Source organism: Bacillus sp. (in: firmicutes) (genome assembly GCF_031983925.1).
GTDB classification, from domain to species: domain Bacteria; phylum Bacillota; class Bacilli; order Bacillales; family Bacillaceae_G; genus Bacillus_A; species Bacillus_A pacificus.
This window is the reverse complement of record NZ_DALYZR010000011.1, coordinates 42,671-58,966: the sequence shown is the minus strand read 5'-3', so window position 1 is coordinate 58,966 and position 16,296 is coordinate 42,671. Positions and strand designations below refer to the sequence as shown.

18 protein-coding genes and 1 riboswitch are annotated in these 16,296 nt (G+C 35.3%); of the genes, 7 read left to right on the top strand and 11 right to left on the bottom strand.

The features are described 5' to 3' along the window. Window positions 1–39: 39 nt before the first annotated feature. Complete coding sequence (locus RTP99_RS23020) at window positions 40–621, top strand: TetR/AcrR family transcriptional regulator (RefSeq protein ID WP_000124365.1); 582 nt, start codon at window positions 40–42, stop codon at window positions 619–621. Window positions 622–678: 57 nt separating this feature from the next. Further along, window positions 679–1,818 carry a YhgE/Pip domain-containing protein gene (locus tag RTP99_RS23015; protein WP_000380248.1) on the top strand — a complete coding sequence of 380 codons (1,140 nt, stop codon included), beginning with the start codon at window positions 679–681 and terminating at the stop codon, window positions 1,816–1,818. Between the two features lie 44 nt (window positions 1,819–1,862). Here the strand turns inward: RTP99_RS23015 and RTP99_RS23010 are convergent, their stop codons facing one another. The 4 genes from RTP99_RS23010 to proC form a co-directional block, all read right to left on the bottom strand. After that, the gene (locus tag RTP99_RS23010) at window positions 1,863–3,503 is read right to left on the bottom strand and encodes a peptide ABC transporter substrate-binding protein (protein ID WP_001036995.1); all 1,641 of its coding nucleotides are present in this window, start codon (window positions 3,501–3,503) and stop codon (window positions 1,863–1,865) included. A gap of 386 nt (window positions 3,504–3,889) precedes the next feature. Then, the gene (locus RTP99_RS23005) at window positions 3,890–5,530 is read right to left on the bottom strand and encodes a peptide ABC transporter substrate-binding protein (protein ID WP_000726477.1); all 1,641 of its coding nucleotides are present in this window, start codon (window positions 5,528–5,530) and stop codon (window positions 3,890–3,892) included. 132 nt (window positions 5,531–5,662) lie between these two features. Beyond that, a riboswitch (SAM riboswitch) is annotated at window positions 5,663–5,770 on the bottom strand. 151 nt (window positions 5,771–5,921) lie between these two features. Continuing rightward, window positions 5,922–6,755 carry an aldo/keto reductase gene (locus RTP99_RS23000; protein ID WP_000060176.1) on the bottom strand — a complete coding sequence of 278 codons (834 nt, stop codon included), beginning with the start codon at window positions 6,753–6,755 and terminating at the stop codon, window positions 5,922–5,924. A gap of 1 nt (window position 6,756) precedes the next feature. Beyond that, window positions 6,757–7,560, bottom strand: a complete 804-nt coding sequence (gene proC / locus RTP99_RS22995; protein ID WP_000956268.1) for a pyrroline-5-carboxylate reductase — start codon at window positions 7,558–7,560, stop codon at window positions 6,757–6,759. A 187-nt stretch (window positions 7,561–7,747) separates the two neighbouring features. On the opposite strand from proC, the gene pnuC reads away from it, so the two are divergent. Next, the gene (gene pnuC / locus RTP99_RS22990; protein ID WP_000621369.1) at window positions 7,748–8,398 is read left to right on the top strand and encodes a nicotinamide riboside transporter PnuC; all 651 of its coding nucleotides are present in this window, start codon (window positions 7,748–7,750) and stop codon (window positions 8,396–8,398) included. Window positions 8,399–8,465: 67 nt separating this feature from the next. Here pnuC and RTP99_RS22985 read toward each other — a convergent pair whose 3' ends face one another. The 3 genes from RTP99_RS22985 to modA form a co-directional block, all read right to left on the bottom strand. Further along, complete coding sequence (locus RTP99_RS22985; RefSeq protein ID WP_000353544.1) at window positions 8,466–9,317, bottom strand: GRP family sugar transporter; 852 nt, start codon at window positions 9,315–9,317, stop codon at window positions 8,466–8,468. Between the two features lie 301 nt (window positions 9,318–9,618). After that, window positions 9,619–10,293 carry a molybdate ABC transporter permease subunit gene (gene modB, locus RTP99_RS22980; RefSeq protein WP_000007159.1) on the bottom strand — a complete coding sequence of 225 codons (675 nt, stop codon included), beginning with the start codon at window positions 10,291–10,293 and terminating at the stop codon, window positions 9,619–9,621. A 5-nt stretch (window positions 10,294–10,298) separates the two neighbouring features. Next, window positions 10,299–11,105 carry a molybdate ABC transporter substrate-binding protein gene (gene modA, locus RTP99_RS22975; protein WP_001032252.1) on the bottom strand — a complete coding sequence of 269 codons (807 nt, stop codon included), beginning with the start codon at window positions 11,103–11,105 and terminating at the stop codon, window positions 10,299–10,301. A 134-nt stretch (window positions 11,106–11,239) separates the two neighbouring features. Here modA and RTP99_RS22970 point away from each other — a divergent pair, with 134 nt between their 5' ends. Beyond that, window positions 11,240–12,187 carry a helix-turn-helix transcriptional regulator gene (locus RTP99_RS22970; protein WP_000657102.1) on the top strand — a complete coding sequence of 316 codons (948 nt, stop codon included), beginning with the start codon at window positions 11,240–11,242 and terminating at the stop codon, window positions 12,185–12,187. 214 nt (window positions 12,188–12,401) lie between these two features. Here the strand turns inward: RTP99_RS22970 and RTP99_RS22965 are convergent, their stop codons facing one another. Together RTP99_RS22965 and RTP99_RS22960 are read right to left on the bottom strand one after the other, a co-directional pair. Further along, the gene (locus tag RTP99_RS22965; protein WP_001060012.1) at window positions 12,402–12,503 is read right to left on the bottom strand and encodes a DUF3948 family protein; all 102 of its coding nucleotides are present in this window, start codon (window positions 12,501–12,503) and stop codon (window positions 12,402–12,404) included. A gap of 255 nt (window positions 12,504–12,758) precedes the next feature. Beyond that, window positions 12,759–13,625, bottom strand: coding sequence for a LysR family transcriptional regulator (locus tag RTP99_RS22960; RefSeq protein ID WP_000423054.1), 867 nt, complete (start codon window positions 13,623–13,625; stop codon window positions 12,759–12,761). Between the two features lie 127 nt (window positions 13,626–13,752). Between RTP99_RS22960 and RTP99_RS22955 the strand changes: the two genes are divergently transcribed. Both RTP99_RS22955 and RTP99_RS22950 read left to right on the top strand, forming a co-directional pair. Further along, window positions 13,753–14,721 carry a DMT family transporter gene (locus RTP99_RS22955; RefSeq protein ID WP_001225433.1) on the top strand — a complete coding sequence of 323 codons (969 nt, stop codon included), beginning with the start codon at window positions 13,753–13,755 and terminating at the stop codon, window positions 14,719–14,721. A 21-nt stretch (window positions 14,722–14,742) separates the two neighbouring features. After that, the gene (locus tag RTP99_RS22950) at window positions 14,743–14,883 is read left to right on the top strand and encodes a YrzO family protein (protein ID WP_000894067.1); all 141 of its coding nucleotides are present in this window, start codon (window positions 14,743–14,745) and stop codon (window positions 14,881–14,883) included. Window positions 14,884–14,943: 60 nt separating this feature from the next. On the opposite strand, the gene RTP99_RS22945 is transcribed toward RTP99_RS22950, so the two are convergent. Beyond that, window positions 14,944–15,039 (bottom strand): DUF3948 family protein, encoded by a 96-nt coding sequence (locus RTP99_RS22945; protein WP_001060004.1) that lies wholly within the window; start codon window positions 15,037–15,039, stop codon window positions 14,944–14,946. Between the two features lie 336 nt (window positions 15,040–15,375). Between RTP99_RS22945 and RTP99_RS22940 the strand changes: the two genes are divergently transcribed. Continuing rightward, window positions 15,376–15,981 carry a lysophospholipid acyltransferase family protein gene (locus RTP99_RS22940; protein ID WP_000277773.1) on the top strand — a complete coding sequence of 202 codons (606 nt, stop codon included), beginning with the start codon at window positions 15,376–15,378 and terminating at the stop codon, window positions 15,979–15,981. 62 nt (window positions 15,982–16,043) lie between these two features. On the opposite strand, the gene RTP99_RS22935 is transcribed toward RTP99_RS22940, so the two are convergent. Then, window positions 16,044–16,139, bottom strand: coding sequence for a DUF3948 family protein (locus RTP99_RS22935; protein WP_001060004.1), 96 nt, complete (start codon window positions 16,137–16,139; stop codon window positions 16,044–16,046). Window positions 16,140–16,296: the final 157 nt, after the last annotated feature.

The following is a 16,296-nucleotide window of genomic DNA, read 5'->3' as shown; positions in this document are numbered from 1 at the left end:
AAATGTAAGTGATCACTTGCATGAGGAAGAGAGGATTTTATGGCGCGCTCAAAGACGGCAGAAAAAATTATTCAAGCAGCGATTGAATTAGTGAAAGAAAAAGGATATACAGCAGCGACAACGAAAGAAATTGCAATGCGTGCTGGTGTTAATGAAGTAACGATATTTCGCAATTTTAAAAGTAAGAAGGGTGTTATTGAAGCAGCGGTTGCTGAATTTTCATATGTACCGCATTTAAAAAAGTTTTTGCAAACAGAGATTGTATGGGAATTAGAAACAGATTTAAAAAACTTAGCAAGGCATTATCATAATTTTTTAGATGGGGTAAAAGATATTATTGCTATCGGTATACGTGAGGCTGGAGAATTTCCTGAATTAGACGGGGAAATTGCTAAAATACCACAAGGACTAAAAGAAGAATTAAGTATCTATTTTGCAAAAATGCGGGAAAAGGGAAACATTATTGATACGAATATTGAAGCGCAAGTAATGAACTTTATCTGGATCAATTTTGGATATTTCTTATCTAAATTACGTTTTGCTGATCGCCTGACAGAAGTTGATGATGAGAAATTTATTGAAAATAATATTGTTTTATATGCTAGGGCATTAAGACCCTAGTATTTATTTAAAATAAAATGCAAGTATGTACTTGCTTGCTAAAAGGAGAGCGGGAAGATGGATACATTAAAACAGTTTTTAAAAAGACCAGGTACGTATGTAGGAATGGTAGTAGCGCTATCGTTCCAACTTATTTTCTTTTGCGTGTGGTTAACAGCATATGATGGAGTGAATGAAAGAGCAGATCAAATGCGTATCGCTATTGTGAATGAAGATGTCAATATAGGTAATAAAATAGCAGAAGGCTTACAGAGAAATTTACCATTTCAAGTGAAAGCAGAACGGTCTGTAGAAAAAGCAAACAAAGAAATGAATGACCATGTGTACGATATGATTATTGAAATTCCTGCTTCTTTTTCAAAAGATATAAATGAAACAGGAAAATCAAATTTAAACTTCCACATTAATCAAGCGAATGCCATGATGGCAAAGCAAATGATGGAAGGAGCTGCAAAACAAATTCGAGATAATGTAAATAAAGAGGTAGCAAGTTATAAGAAACAAGCGATTGTCGGAAAGCTGCAAGCTGTAGGACCTGAGAATGTAGAAGTGATAAAAGGGTTAACGGAAGATTCAATTGGTTTTACAGTTCATAAAGTAAATGATGCAAAAGGATTTTCAGTGAATATGGTACCGCTAATGATCGTATTAGCTTCATTTGTAGGAGCAATGATAATGAGTATGGAACTATCAAAAGTTGCAAAAGAAGTAAAGGGCGGTTGGATTAATTTCTTATCAAGACAAATTATAAACGGTACAGTATCGATTTTACTTGCATGTATTACAATTGGTTTGATGAAAGGCTTCCAAATTGAGATGCACGAAACAGTGGGGAGTATATGGGGGTTTCAAGCAATAGTCTTCTTCGCATTTCTTTCATTAACACAAATGTTTCTAACTGTGTTTGGAAACGCAGGTATGATTTTTAATATTATCTCACTATCGTTACAACTTGTAAGTTCCGGTGTAATTGTCCCACATGAGATGCTTTCTAAAACATATCAAACAATCGGTGAACTATTTCCCGCAACATATGCAGCGAATGGCTATTATACAATAATATTTGGAGGAGTTAGTTTAGAGAGAAATATTATTTCATTATTAGTTATTGTATTGGTTACACAATCAGTAGCAGTGATGACTTTAGCTATAAAAGGAATGGTAAAGGGAAAAAGCTCTGTAGTTAAAGAAGCATAAAATAAAAAGGTATCCTCAATTGGATACCTTTTTATTAGCACTTATTATTTTGCAACTTCTGTCCACTTGTAGTTAAACTCACCACCGAAGTCAGTTGTTACAAGTCCTTTAATAAATCCGCGTTGTAAGTAAGAACGACCTTGTTGGTATAAAGGAGCGACAGCACCGTCTTGTAATAGAATTTTTTCAGCTTGCTTCATTGCTTCCCAGCGAGCTTTTTCATCACCAGCTAAATCTGTTTTTACTTTATGAATGAGCTCATCGTACTCTTTGTTAGAGTATTTATCGAAGTTATACGCACTATCTGTTGTAAATAAATCTAAGAATGTAATTGGGTCAGCGAAGTCAGGGCCCCAGCCATCAATACCGATTTCATAGTCACCACTTAATAGTAGTTTTAACTGTTGTTTACGTGGTTGTGGTTTTAAATTCACTGTTAATCCATCTAAGTTCTTTTCTAGTTCACCTTTTAAATATTCACCAGTCTTTTTAGCTAAAGCGTTATCACTTGTTAAGAGTTCAATTGTTACTTTGTCAGTACCAAGTTCTTGCTTCGCTTTTTTCCAGTTTTCTTTCGCTGTTTTCACATCATCTTTCACTAGATTTCCATTTTCTTTACGGAAGTCGTTGCCTTCAGGACTCTTTGCGAATTTAGCAGGAACCATTCCTTCAGCTGGAACAGCGCCGTTATTTAAAATTGTTTCTACGTATGCTTTTTTATTCATTGCGCCGTTAATAGCAAGGCGTGCATGTTGATTTTTTAATGTTTCATTTTTTTGATTGAGTCGTAAAAATTGAATGCCAACTTCAGCGCGTTCTTTGAAGTTTGGATCGCCCTTATATTTATCAACAAATTCTGCATCTAAAGCGACACGATCAATTTGTCCTGAATCATATAAGTTAATTTCTGTAGATTTATCTTTAACGACATTGAAGTTGATTTCTTCTAATTTTACCGTTTTAGCATCCCAATAGTTAGGATTCTTCTTCAATTGGAAGCTTTGCTCATGTTTCCAGTTATCTAATGTGAAAGCACCGTTGTAAATTAAATGATTTGTTTCTAAACCGTATTTATCGCCTTGAGACTTTAAGTACTCTTCATTAATTGGTAAGAATGTTGAGAATGTCGTTAAGCTTAAGAAGTAAGGAACAGGACGGTCTAGTTGTACTTCTAACGTTTTGTCATCAACAGCTTTAATACCTAATTGATCAACTGGTAATTGTTTTTGGTTTATTTGTTTCGCATTCTGTATATCGAAGAATAAGAATGCATATTCAGCTGCTGTGTCAGGGTTTACGGCACGTTGCCAAGCGAAGACGAAGTCCTTTGCTGTAACAGGAGTACCGTTTGACCATTTTGAATCACGCAGATGGAATGTATATTTTGTTTTATCGGGACTAACGTCAACCGACTCAGCAACACCAGGAATTGGTTTATTATCTTCTCCCATTGCGTATAAACCTTCAAAAACATTTCGCATTACGCTCATGGATTCCCCATCCGTTGCTTTTGCAACATCCATTGTTGGAATTTCTGAAGCGAATGATAAGTTAATTGCCTGCTTATCAGGTGCTTTATCATTTGCTTTCGCTCCGCTTGCATGATCTTTATTTCCCCCGCAAGCAGTTAGTAATAGACTTGCCCCTAAAACAGATGCAACAACAGGTACAACTTTTTTATTCATTGTTCGTTCCTCCCTAAATGTGTTGTTCGTAACGTCATAATGTCCATGTCTTGAAGTGTATTTATAGAAGAAGAGAAAACCTATTATAAATATGTATATGTAGGTAATCAGGTGTTCTATATGTATATACATGTTGAAATATAATGTATCGTTATATGTTTCAACATAGGAGACGTTATATTTTGATGGTCAAATATTTCGTTTCTTTGATTATTTAGAATATTAACACTGGGAAGAACTATATGTCAATAATAAAAAGTGGAGTATTAATTTTTAAAAATAATATATTAAAAAAGCGGATTTTCTCTTATTGAGAATCCGCTTTTAATACATTTTTCCAATAAAATAATTGTTGTAGATAGAAAAACTTCAATTCAGCTTGCCTTTTATTTTTCAATTTGTGCCCATTTGAAGTTTAATTGGCCTGCAAAGTCTACTTGCACAATTCCTTTCACATAAGAACGTTCTAAATAAGATTCGCCTTTTTGGTAAAGGGGAGCGATAACTGAGTCTTTAAATAATATTTTCTCAGATGCTAGTAATGCTTCCCAGCGAGCTTTTTCATCACCAGCTAAAGTCGTTTTCACTTTTTCAATTGTTTCATCGAACTCCTTATTAGAGTAATGATCCAAGTTGTAAGGGTTATTCGTTGTAAACAATTCAAGGAATGTAATTGGATCAGCAAAGTCAGGGCTCCAGCCGTCAATACCAATTTCATAGTCACCTTTTAATAAAAGTGAAACTTGTTGTTTACGTGGTTGTGGTTTCACATTTACTGTTAATCCATCTAAATTCTTTTCTAGTTGTCCTTTTAAGAACTCACCAGTTTTCTTATCAAGGTCAGCATCACTTGTTAATAATTCTAATGTTATCTTTTCAGAACCAAGCTCTTGTTTCGCCTTTTTCCATAACTCTTGTGCAGATTTTGTATCAACTTTGGTTAAATCCCCGTTTAAAGTACGGAAGTCTTTTCCATCAGGCCCTTTTGCAAAGTTTTTTGGAACGAGACCAAAGGTTGGTGTAGAGCCATCATTTAATAACGTATTTACAAAGGATTTTCGATCAATTGTTTGATCGATTGCTTGGCGTGCAGACACATTTTGTAGTACTTTGTTTTGTTGGTTCATACGTAAAAATTGTACGCCTACGTTCGGGCGTTCTTTAAAGTTCGCATCTTTTTTATATTTATCAACGAAGTCGGATGTTAATTTTATACGGTCTAATTGTTTTGATTCGAATAGGTTTACTTCTGTTGATTTTTCTTTTACGACGTTAAAATTGATTTCCTCTAGTTTGACAGTATCTTTATCCCAATAGGTAGGGTTTTTCTTGAATTTAAAGCTTTGTTCATGCTTCCAATCGCTTAGTGTAAAAGCGCCGTTGTACAAGATTGTATTGTCTTCTAAAGCGTACTTATCACCTTGTTTTTTAAAGAATTCCTCGTTAATTGGTAGAAATGTTGGGAACGCTGTTAAGCTAATAAAATATGGAACAGGGCGTTCTAATTCTACCTCAAACGTATGGTCATCAACTGCTTTTACACCAAGTTGGTCGGCTGGAAGTTCTTTGTTGTTAATTTTTGTTGCATTTTTAATATCAAAGAATAGAAATGCATATTCAGAGGCTGTTGCTGGATCGACAGCTCTTTGCCAAGCGAAGACAAAATCTTTCGCTGTAACAGGAGTGCCGTTTGACCATTTTGAATCTCGCAGGTGGAATGTGTATTTCGTTTTATCGCCACTTACTTCATGAGATTTTGCAACACCAGGGACAGGTTTATTACCTTCACCAAGGTTATACAAACCTTCAAATACGTTTCTCATTACTTGACCAGAATCAGTATCTGTAGCACGAGCTGTATCCATTGTTCGTATTTCAGTAGGTGAAGATAAGTTTAAAACCTGTTTACTAGGCGCCTCGTCTTTTGCATTTGCTCCGCTTGCTTCGTTTTTATAACTACCGCAACCAGTTAATAAAATACTTACTCCTACAACTGATGCAATACCGGGTACAAACTTTTTTTTCATTTGATTTTCCTCCTAAATAATTAAGTTTGGATGATGATGAGGGAAATGAAAAATAAAAAATCCCTCTTTTCATATTGAGAAAGAGGGATTTTTACGTACAAGTTATGCACCCGTATATAAACGAAGTCCCTCATTCTATCTTTCAAGCTATAAAGCTTGCAGGAAGTGGCACAGTATTCAAAAAATGAACCTGCTGCCGAGGTTTCAAAGGGCCAGTCCCTCCACCTCTCTTGATACAATGAGTAAACGAATAAACTTTATTAATTTTTGTGTTTCTTTGATAATTCAAAATCTTACACCTTGGATGATGAAGTGTCAACTGAATGGAATATAGTTTAAATTTTCAGTTTTCTTTAACAAAAAACCACTGCATATGGCAGTGGTTTTTCTACTAGAAGTTAAAGTTATCTGGATCTGGACCAACGCGACGATCTTCATTTAAAGCTTGAATTGCTTTCATATCATCAGCACTTAATTCAAAGTCGAAGATGTTTGCATTTTCAATAATGCGATGTTCTTTAATAGATTTAGGGATAGTTACAACTTCGTTTTGTAGATCCCAGCGTAAAATAATTTGCGCAGTTGATTTATTATATTTTGTCGCAATTTCTTGCAACGTTGGATTATCTAGTAGTTGTCCTTGCATTAATGGTGACCAAGCTTCAAGCTGGATATTATGTTCTTTACAGAAAGCGTGTAACTCTTCTTGTGCTAAACGTGGGTGGTATTCCACTTGATTGACCATTGGCTTAATTTCAGCAATTTCAAACACGTCTTGTAAGTGGTGAATATGGAAGTTACTCACGCCAATTGCACGAACACGGCCGTCTTTATAAAGCTTTTCTAACGCTTTCCATGATTCAGTATATTTCCCTTTTACAGGCCAATGTACTAAATATAAATCTAAATACTCTAGTCCTAATTTTTCTAATGTAGTTTCAAATGCTTGAAGTGTTGTTTCATACCCTTGATCGCTATTCCATACTTTTGATGTAATAAATAATTCTTCACGTGAAACACCTGATTCACGGATTGCTTGGCCAACGCCTTCTTCATTTTGATAAATTGCTGCAGTATCGATACTGCGGTAGCCATTTTTAATTGCTGCTTTCACAGACTCAATTACTTCTGAACCATCTTCTACTTTAAAAACACCTAAGCCGAACCAAGGCATTTTTACACCGTTATGTAATGTTGTATAGTCTTTTAAACTTGTTAAACTCATATTATTTCCCCCTAGCTTTTTTGTTTGTTGCTTCTACTGCTTTTTGAATTGCCTCTGAAAAATTATATTCATATAAAGCTTTGAGACCTTCAGCTGTGGAACCACCAGGTGTTGTTACTTGTTCGCGGAGGTTAGCTGGATCTTGCGTTTGTTCGAGCATAGAGGCAGAGCCAGAAATCATTTGAATGACAAGGTGTTTGGCAGTCGCTTCATCAACTCCATAACTTTTTGTTGCTTCAATTAAGCTTTCAGCAAAGTAATAAAGGAAGGCTGGTGCACTTCCCGTAACTGCAGTAAGCTGATGAACTTCTTCCTCAGTGCAAAGTTGCGAAGTACCAATACCTCTTAAAAGCAGTTGCAAGGTTTCCTGATGTATCTCGGTTACCGATTGTCCCATTGTATATAAGGAGATAGACTTTCCGATTTCAGCAGCTGTATTTGGCATAATCCAAGCAACAGGTGTTCCTTTAGGAAGTCTTTCTTCTAAATAAGATGGGCCAATGCCAGCAGCTACCGTTACGACAAGTTGATGCGATAGTAACGGAGATAATTCCGCTAATAAACCTTCATGTGCAGAAGGCGGCATTGCTAAAACAATCGTATCAACAGATGTAACATGCTGCTTCCAATCTGTTGTAGTAGACACATTATATCGCGCTTGTAATTGTTCCAGTTTTTCTACGTTGCTTCGGTTAGAAACGATAATTTCTTCGATGTATTCTTTGCTTGTTTTCAGTAATCCGGAAAATATAGCTTCTGCCATACGACCAGCACCAATAAATAGAATTCGATGTTTAGTTAGCATATCCTCTATTCCTTTCTAGTGGAGATATGTTATAAAAAACGATACCATTTTTAAGAGAATTTTGTAAAAAGAAAAGGCTTATTGTAGATGGAATAGATAATGAAAAGTAGGAAATTAATGGTGAAAGGGAGAGTGATTTCTTATACTGGTGATAGGGAATTTATTACACATCTGGGGAGAGATGATTATGATTAGAAGTCCGCTTTTTTTAGTCGTTTCTAGTATTATTTGCGTATTGGTTGGATTTTATATTCAATCGAGTTATATTGAAATTTTTGCATCGGTTATGGGGATTATTAATGTTTGGTTATTAGCGAGGGAAAAGGTATCTAATTTTTTGTTTGGCATGATTACGGTTGCGGTATTTATATATATTTTCATTACACAAGGTTTATATGCAATGGCAGTATTGGCAGCCTTTCAATTTATCTTTAATGTATATGGTTGGTATTATTGGATTGCACGTAGTGGGGAGGAAGAGGTAAAAGCAACAGTTCGTTTAGATTTGAAAGGTTGGATTTTCTATATAGTCTTTATTTTAGCTGCATGGATTGGTTGGGGTTATTATCAAGTCCATTACTTAGAATCAACAAGTCCATATTTAGATGCTTTAAATGCTGTATTAGGCTTAGTAGCTCAATTTATGCTAAGTCGAAAAATCTTAGAAAACTGGCATTTATGGATTTTATATAATGTAGTTAGTATTTCAATTTATATTTCCGCCGGGTTATACGTTATGCTAATATTAGCTGTTATTAATCTCTTTATATGTGTAGCTGGTTTACTAGAGTGGAAGAACAACTATAAAAGACAAGGGCATGTCAATAATTATATTTAGAAAGTAATTGAAAGAGAAAAACCCCTGAAGCACATACGCTTCAGGGGTTTACTAATAGGTTATAAGTTTATGCTTTTGTCATACCTAACAATACAGCGCCACCGATAATTAAAACACTACCAAGTGCAATAAAGATCAATTGACGTTTTGTTTTCTTTTCACCTAAGAAGACAATCGCACCGAATGTTGAGATAACGATTCCAGTTTGAGATAATGGGAAGCTTGTTGCTACTCCGACACGTGGTAGTGAAAGAAGTAAGAATAAGTTTCCAGTTCCCCATAGTAAACCAGATAAAGCATTACGGATTGCATATTTGTTAAATGGTTTATGTTTAGATGTCAGTACAACTGCACCAACAAACATACCAACTGCTTGTGGTAAAATAGCAGACCAACCATCGATGTTATACCAACGAATAATAATTACATATACAAGATAGCCAAAAGTAGAAACAATTAAAGTAAGAAGTCCTTTTTTCAATTGTCCTGGTGGCTGAGCATTTTCTTTATCATCTAATGATGTGAATACAACACCAACTACGATTAATAGGATTGCAATCGTTCCCAGAATGATCGTTGTAGTAGTAGTCCACTCGCGGAAAGCGATAACCCCAAAGATAGAAGTTGCAACAAGTTGCATACCAGTAGAAATCGTTACAGTAGTTGAAACACCTAGTTTTTCAACTGTTTTTAATTGGTTTACTTGTCCTAAAGCCCAGAATAAACCTGAAATAAAACCAACAATCAAGATTGTCATTGTTAAAGCTGGTTGAGTAAATACATACATAATTGTTGCGAAGAATAGAGCACCGATTGTCATACCTACCGTTTGGCTATATGCACCACCGCCCATTTTTACGCTTACTAATAAGATGTTTCCCCATGCAATTGCAGGAAGAAGCGCTAATAAAATGTCCATTACAAGACTCCCTTCGTTTTGCTATACCAATATAATTACATATCGTTCTAACGATCGGTAATGCCCCACTACTAGAGTAGAAGATTACCGATCGCTAAAACAGGATGAAGAATTCACGATATAAATGCGTTTTCATTTCTTCATTTTTTCAAACACCTCCATATAATAACAGGAAATTGCCTATTTTAGAAAGTAAATTCAAATAGAATGTATATTTAAATAAAAGGTAAAATTCAGTTATTTCCCAGTGGTATATTTTTATTTCCTAAGAAATAAAAAAGCAGCTTCAAAAAGAGCTGCCTTAAGAGTTAGTAATTCTTTTATTAATAAGCTGAATACATAGCAAAAATAGGAGGGACATACTAATAGTGATAACGACAAGTGTCCAGGCGAGCTGCATATTACTTGCATCAATCGCCATGTAAATTGCAGTTGGGATAGTCTGTGTTTTACCAGGAATATTTCCGGCAAACATGAGTGTAGCACCAAACTCACCGAGCGCACGAACGAAGCTCAAAATCATTCCGCTTAGTAAAGCAGGAAATGCGAGCGGAAGTGTGACGTGTAGAAAAACTTGATATTCACTTGCACCAAGGTCACGAGCACTTTCTTCAATTTGTACATTCGCGATAGAAAATCCTGTTTTTGCTGATTGATACATAAGCGGAAATGCAACAACTGTAGAAGCAATGATCGCAGCAGTAGATGTGAACATAATAGATTGCTGAAATATTGATTCTATCCACATTCCAATGGGGCTGTTATTTCCAAAAATAATAATGAGAAAAAAGCCGATTACAGTTGGCGGAAGTACCATTGGTAATAAGAAAATCGTTTCTAGTATTACTTTATATCTCCATGAGGAACGTGCTAGTGCTCTTCCGATTATCGTTCCTAAAATGGTAACGATAATGGTGGCACATGTGGCTACTCGTAAAGATAGAAAGATTGGTGATAAAATAGTATCAAAGCTCATGGCAATTATGATAGGACGGTAAATCCATATTTCTTAAAGATAGATTGTGCATCTTTTGACTGCAAATACTCATAAAATGAAGTCGCCTCTTTTTTATGCTTAGATTCTTTTATAACACCTAAAGGATAGTGAATTGGCTCATGAGAAGTAGCAGCTGCTGTCTCGCCAATCTTCACTTTTTCTGAAATAAGAGCATCTGTTTTGTATACAATACCAGCATCGACATTCCCTGTTTCTACGTATGTTAACACTTGGCGAACATCTTTTGTAAATACGAATTTATTTTGAACATCATTCCAAAGGTTTTCGTGCGTTAGAGAAGCTTTTGCATATTTGCCAGCAGGTACAGATTCAGGTGTACCAAGTGCAATTTTTTTGATTTTCTCATCTTTTAAATCTTGAAATTTTGTAAGAGAACTATCTTTAGGGATGACTAGAACTAGTTCATTTCCAAGAAGATTTTTCCCTTCCTTTTCATTAATGAATCCTTTTTTAACAAGAGTTTGGAATTTATCTTCTGCTGCTGAGAAGAATAAATCAGCGGGTGCGCCCTGTTCGATTTGTTGTTGAAGTGCACCAGAAGCACCGAAATTAAAAGAAAGTTTAATATTAGGTTCTTTTTCTTTATATTTTGTTTCAATTTCTTTTAATGCATCTTGTAAGCTTGCAGCTGCGGATATAGTAAGTTCAACTGTTTTTCCTTCTTTAGCGGTTGATTTCTCTTTCTTATCTCCGTTTGTACATGCAACGCTAAATATAAGAAGAAAAGAAAATATAAGCGTCCCTATGGATCGTAATGTAAACTTGTTCATAAGAAAATCCCCTTTCGTTTTGACATATTCAATTATAACTAATTATAACTAAATATAACTAGTTATAATTGAATATAATTTGAAAGATGTGGTTGCTCTTAAAATATAGGAGAAATATTCTTTTCTTTGTTACAATGAAGGAAGAAAGTGAGGAATCGTCTATGGATCATCATTCCTACACAACGGAAGAAGTAGCGAAGCGATTAAAAGTATCAAAATTAACTGTATACGATCTAATTAAAAAAGGAGAACTTCCTTCTTATAGAATTGGTAGACAGATGCGCATTGATGCAGCAGATTTAGAACAATATATTAAGCAAATGAAAACAGGTAACGTACAAGTTACTCCTGTAAAGAATAACAGTAATAGTATCTCGAATACATGTATTATTAGCGGACAAGAACTAACGTTAGACATGTTGGCAAAACGTATAGAAAATCGCCTGCCAAGTTCAAATATATTAAGGGCATATCAAGGTAGTTTAACGAGTCTAGTAAAAATGTATCAAGGAGAAGGAAGTATCGTTAGCTTGCATTTGTTTGATGGCGAAACGGGTACATATAATGTTCCTTACGTAAAACGTATTTTAGTGGGGCAACCATGTACGATGATTAATTTATTAGCAAGGAACGTTGGGTTTTATGTGCAAAAGGGAAATCCAAAAAATATAAAAACATGGGCTGATTTATCTCAATCATCTATACGATTTGTAAATCGAGAAAAAGGTTCTGGTATTAGGGTGTTAGTCGATGAACAATTGCGCATTCAAAAGTTAAATAAAGAACGTATTAGTGGATATGAGTGGGAAGAATCGAACCATCTTGGTGTTGCCACGCAAGTGGCGAATGGAAAAGCTGACGTCGGAGTAGGGTCAGAAAAGTTTTCGCAAATTGTAAATGTAGACTTTATTCCAATCATGAAAGAACAGTATGATTTAGTGATTTTGAAGAATAAAGAAAATGAAGAGCTGATCGAAGTTGTGAAAGACATTCTGCAATCGGAAGAATTTCATAATGAATTAAAGGCGATTGGCGGATATGATATGACGAAAACAGGTCAAATTATATATGAAATAAAGTGAAACTTTAATCAGTGGGGGGCTTCATCCCCCACTGATTATTAGTTGAACCAATCGGACTTTAATGGGCAGCCCGACCCCCACCTAACTTCTTTGCTTTCGCTGCATTTTGAGGTGGGGGTCTTACTGCCCATTAAAGCGGGACAAACTAAAAAGCTGCTTGTCTATAAGACGAGCAGCTTTTTCTCTATATAAAGGGGTTTGGGGAAACAAAGTGTTAAACAAGACTTTGAGCAAGTGAGTAAATGAAAGCTGTAAGAAGAGTCGCTCCACTTGCAAGTCCGAAAAAGTCTGATTTGTTGAAAGTAATGTTGTTCATTATAATCTCTCCTTATTTGTTTAATGTAGTTGCAACAGCTTTTGCATCGACAAGTGCGGATAGCACCATGCCCATTGTATTTAAAAATTTGTTTGATTTCATTTTGTTCATCATGCGTATCCGCTCCTTTTCGAATTGTTGTTGCCCTGCTTTATGTCTTAATTATAGGAAATATGATCGTCTGCAACTATCGAATTAGCTTACGGAAGACTTACACTTTTGTAAGAAAAAAAGACATTCGTGTAAGAATGTCTTTTAAAGCATATTAATGTGGTGGTGCTCTTCAATTGTTTTTAAAAAGCTACGCATTGAATTCGTCATATAGCTATCCTTGCGGCGTATGAAAACCGTTGAAATACTGCCGTATTTTTCAGGGATTGCATGACAATGTACTTTCCCTGCTTTAGAAAGATGGTGGACAGCAGACTGTGGTACGAGCGTAATTCCAAGGCCGAGTGCAACACTGTTTAATATGGTCTCTAATATATTGAATTCCATAATTCTTTTTGGAAGCAAACCTTCGTCTTTCAGCCATCGTTCTAGTTTGGAACGGTATCCACAACCTTGGTTAAAAACGAGTAGAGGCGTTGTTGTAAATTCTTCTATATGAAAAGCTTTATTTTGTGTTACAAGCATTAATTTCTCTGTACTAACATCGTATTGTTCAATAAGTGGGTGTTTTATTGGTCCTGATATAAAAGCGCCATCTAATTGATGATCGAGTACTTCTCTAATTAATTCTTCTGTTAAACCTGCTTGTAATGACAAATCGACGTTCGGATAGCTTTTATAGTAAGAAGATAAAATGGTAGGTAATGTACTTACTGTTTCGACTGTACCGATTTTTAATATGCCAGAGGGTGTCTCGCTATCTAAAAATACTTGTTTTAGCTCATCAACATCTTGCAAAATTTTGTTAACATAAACGAGCATTTTTCTTCCTTCAGCTGTTAAAGTCATGCCTCGTTTATGACGATAGAAGAGCGGTGTTTTCAGCTCGTTTTCTAATTGTTTAATACGTGCAGTTACATTTGATTGTACGTAATTTAATTCCTTTGCTGCGCTACTTACACTACCTTGGTCGGCAACGCTCTGGAAGATTTGCAAGTCTCTTAATTCCATGATACTGTCCTCCTTGATGTTAACTATCATTATAAATGATAATTAACATCATTTTGAATCATTTTACGTGATATATTTTTTCTTTTACAATTCTCTTTGTGCAAATAGAAAGAAGCGGGGGATTGTGGTGAGAAAAGGTCAAATGATAATAGGTGCTTTCGCGTGTTTAATTGCAAGTATGTCATGGGGAGCAATGTTTCCAGTTGCTGATCATGCGTTAGAATACATAGATCCGTTTTATTTTTCTCTTATTCGCTATGGAGCGGTGGCGATAATGCTGATTGTATTGTTGTTAATGAAAGAAGGGAAACAGGCATTTCGTTTAGAAGGAAGAGGAAGGCTACTCGTCTTTTTCGGAACGATGGCGTTTACTGTATATAATGTACTTATATTTTTAGGTCAAATGTTAATGGGGAAATCAGGCGTGATGGTAGCCTCCATTATGGAAGCACTTATGCCGATGATTTCTATTTGTATTCTATGGGGATATAAGCGTGTAAAACCGAAAAAGTATATGATAACGAGCATGATTATCGCTTTTATAGGAGCTGTATTTGTTATTACAAAAGGTGATGTGAGTTTCTTTTTAACGTTGAAAGATAACATGTTTTCGCTAGCATGTATATTTGTTGGAGTTGTGGGCTGGGTTATTTATACGATGGGTGGTCAAACGTGTAGCGATTGGTCAACATTACGTTATTCTACGTTGACGTGTGTATTCGGTACGACCGTTACAGGAATTATAACGGTACTTATTACGTCGCTTGGATATGTTTCAGTTCCGAGTATGGGAACGATTTCTGTTGTGAAATATGATTTATTGTTTATGATGACATTACCAGGAATTGTAGCACTACTCGCTTGGAATTACGGTGTGAAAATTTTATCATCTATTAATGGTATTTTATTTATTAACTTTGTACCTATTACGACTTTAGTTATTATGATGATGCAAGGATATCAAATCACGATGTTTGATATTGTAGGGACTTTATTTGTTATTGCAGCGCTTATTCGCAATAATGTTTGTCAGAGAAAAGAAGAAAATATAAATAAGAAGATGTTACAAGAAGAGCAATTACGTCAAGCTGTTTAATAGGCAATTGGAGGATTTCATATGTTAGAAAGTTTATTGTTTTTCTTCGCCGTTGGAGTTGCTTGTGAGCTTGCAGCAATTAATCGAAATGGTCGTAAGAAGATAAAACAACAAGCTGAAATGATACAGCTTTTAAAAGAGTTAAAAGAAAAAAACATTTAAAAAGACGACCGGGCATAGACGGTCGTCTTCTTCTATATAAAGGGGAAAGGGGACACAAAGTTATACAAGCGTAGCAGCGTAAATCAAAGTAGTAAGAAGAATCGAGCCGCTAGCTAATCCTAAAAAATCTAATTTGTTAAAAGTAATGTTGTTCATCGTATATTCTCCTTACTTGTTTAATGTAGAAGCAACAGCTTTTGCATCGATAAGAGCGGAAAATACCATGCCCATTGTATTTAAAAGATTGTTCGTTTTCATTTTGTTCATCATATTGATCCGCTCCTTTTCGAATGGTTGTTGTTTCTTTCTGATTTAATTGTATGAAAAATGGTGGAGAGTAACTATCGAATTAGCTTACAAGATAATTACACTTTTGTAAGAATTGAAATTTAATATTTAAACCTTAAAATTATTACCAACTCCTAAAACTTAGTGTTATAATTATGGTAAGGAAATGATTATACTTCGGATGTTCAGAAAGGAACGAAACAAATGTATAAACCAATTACATTTTTGTTGAAATATATATTTAAAACAGCTGGGAAAGTAGAAGTGCAAGGAAGAGAAAAGCTACCAGAAGGTGGCCCGTATGTTGTTGCGTGTACACATACAAGTTTTATGGATGTATTAATGTTAGCTACAGGGATGTACCCAACAGAGATTCATTACATGGCCAAAAAAGAATTATTTGAAGGGAAATTCAAAAATTGGTTCTTTAAAAATGTAAATGCATTCCCTGTAGATCGTGCAAATCCAGGACCGAGTACACTTAAAATTCCATCACGCTTATTAAAAGAAGGAAAAGTGGTAGGGATTTTCCCGAGTGGAACGAGATCGACAGAAGACGTTTCGTTAAAAGCTGGTGCTGTGACAATTGCGATGCGTTCTAACGTTCCATTAATACCGGCAGCTTATATTGGTCCATCAAGTGTAAAAGAATTAATAAAAGGAAAAAGAGCACAATTAATTTTTGGAGACCCAATTCAAATTGATGCTGAAGAACAAATAGATCGAAAAACAGCTATGAAAATGATGACAGATCAATTAAATGAGAGGTTTGAGGAGCTAAAGGAAGCTTTGCAATCAAATCAAAAGTAAGAAAAGACGACCGGGCATAGACGGTCGTCTTCTTCTATATAAAGGGGAAAGGGGACACAAAGTTATACAAGCGTAGCAGCGTAAATCAAAGTAGTAAGAAGAATCGAGCCGCTAGCTAATCCTAAAAAATCTAATTTGTTAAAAGTAATGTTGTTCATCGTATATTCTCCTTACTTGTTTAATGTAGAAGCAACAGCTTTTGCATCGATAAGAGCGGAAAATACCATGCCCATTGTATTTAAAAGATTGTTCGTTTTCATCTTGTTCATCATATTGATCCGCTCCTTTTCGAATAATGGTTGCCCTGTTTCTGAC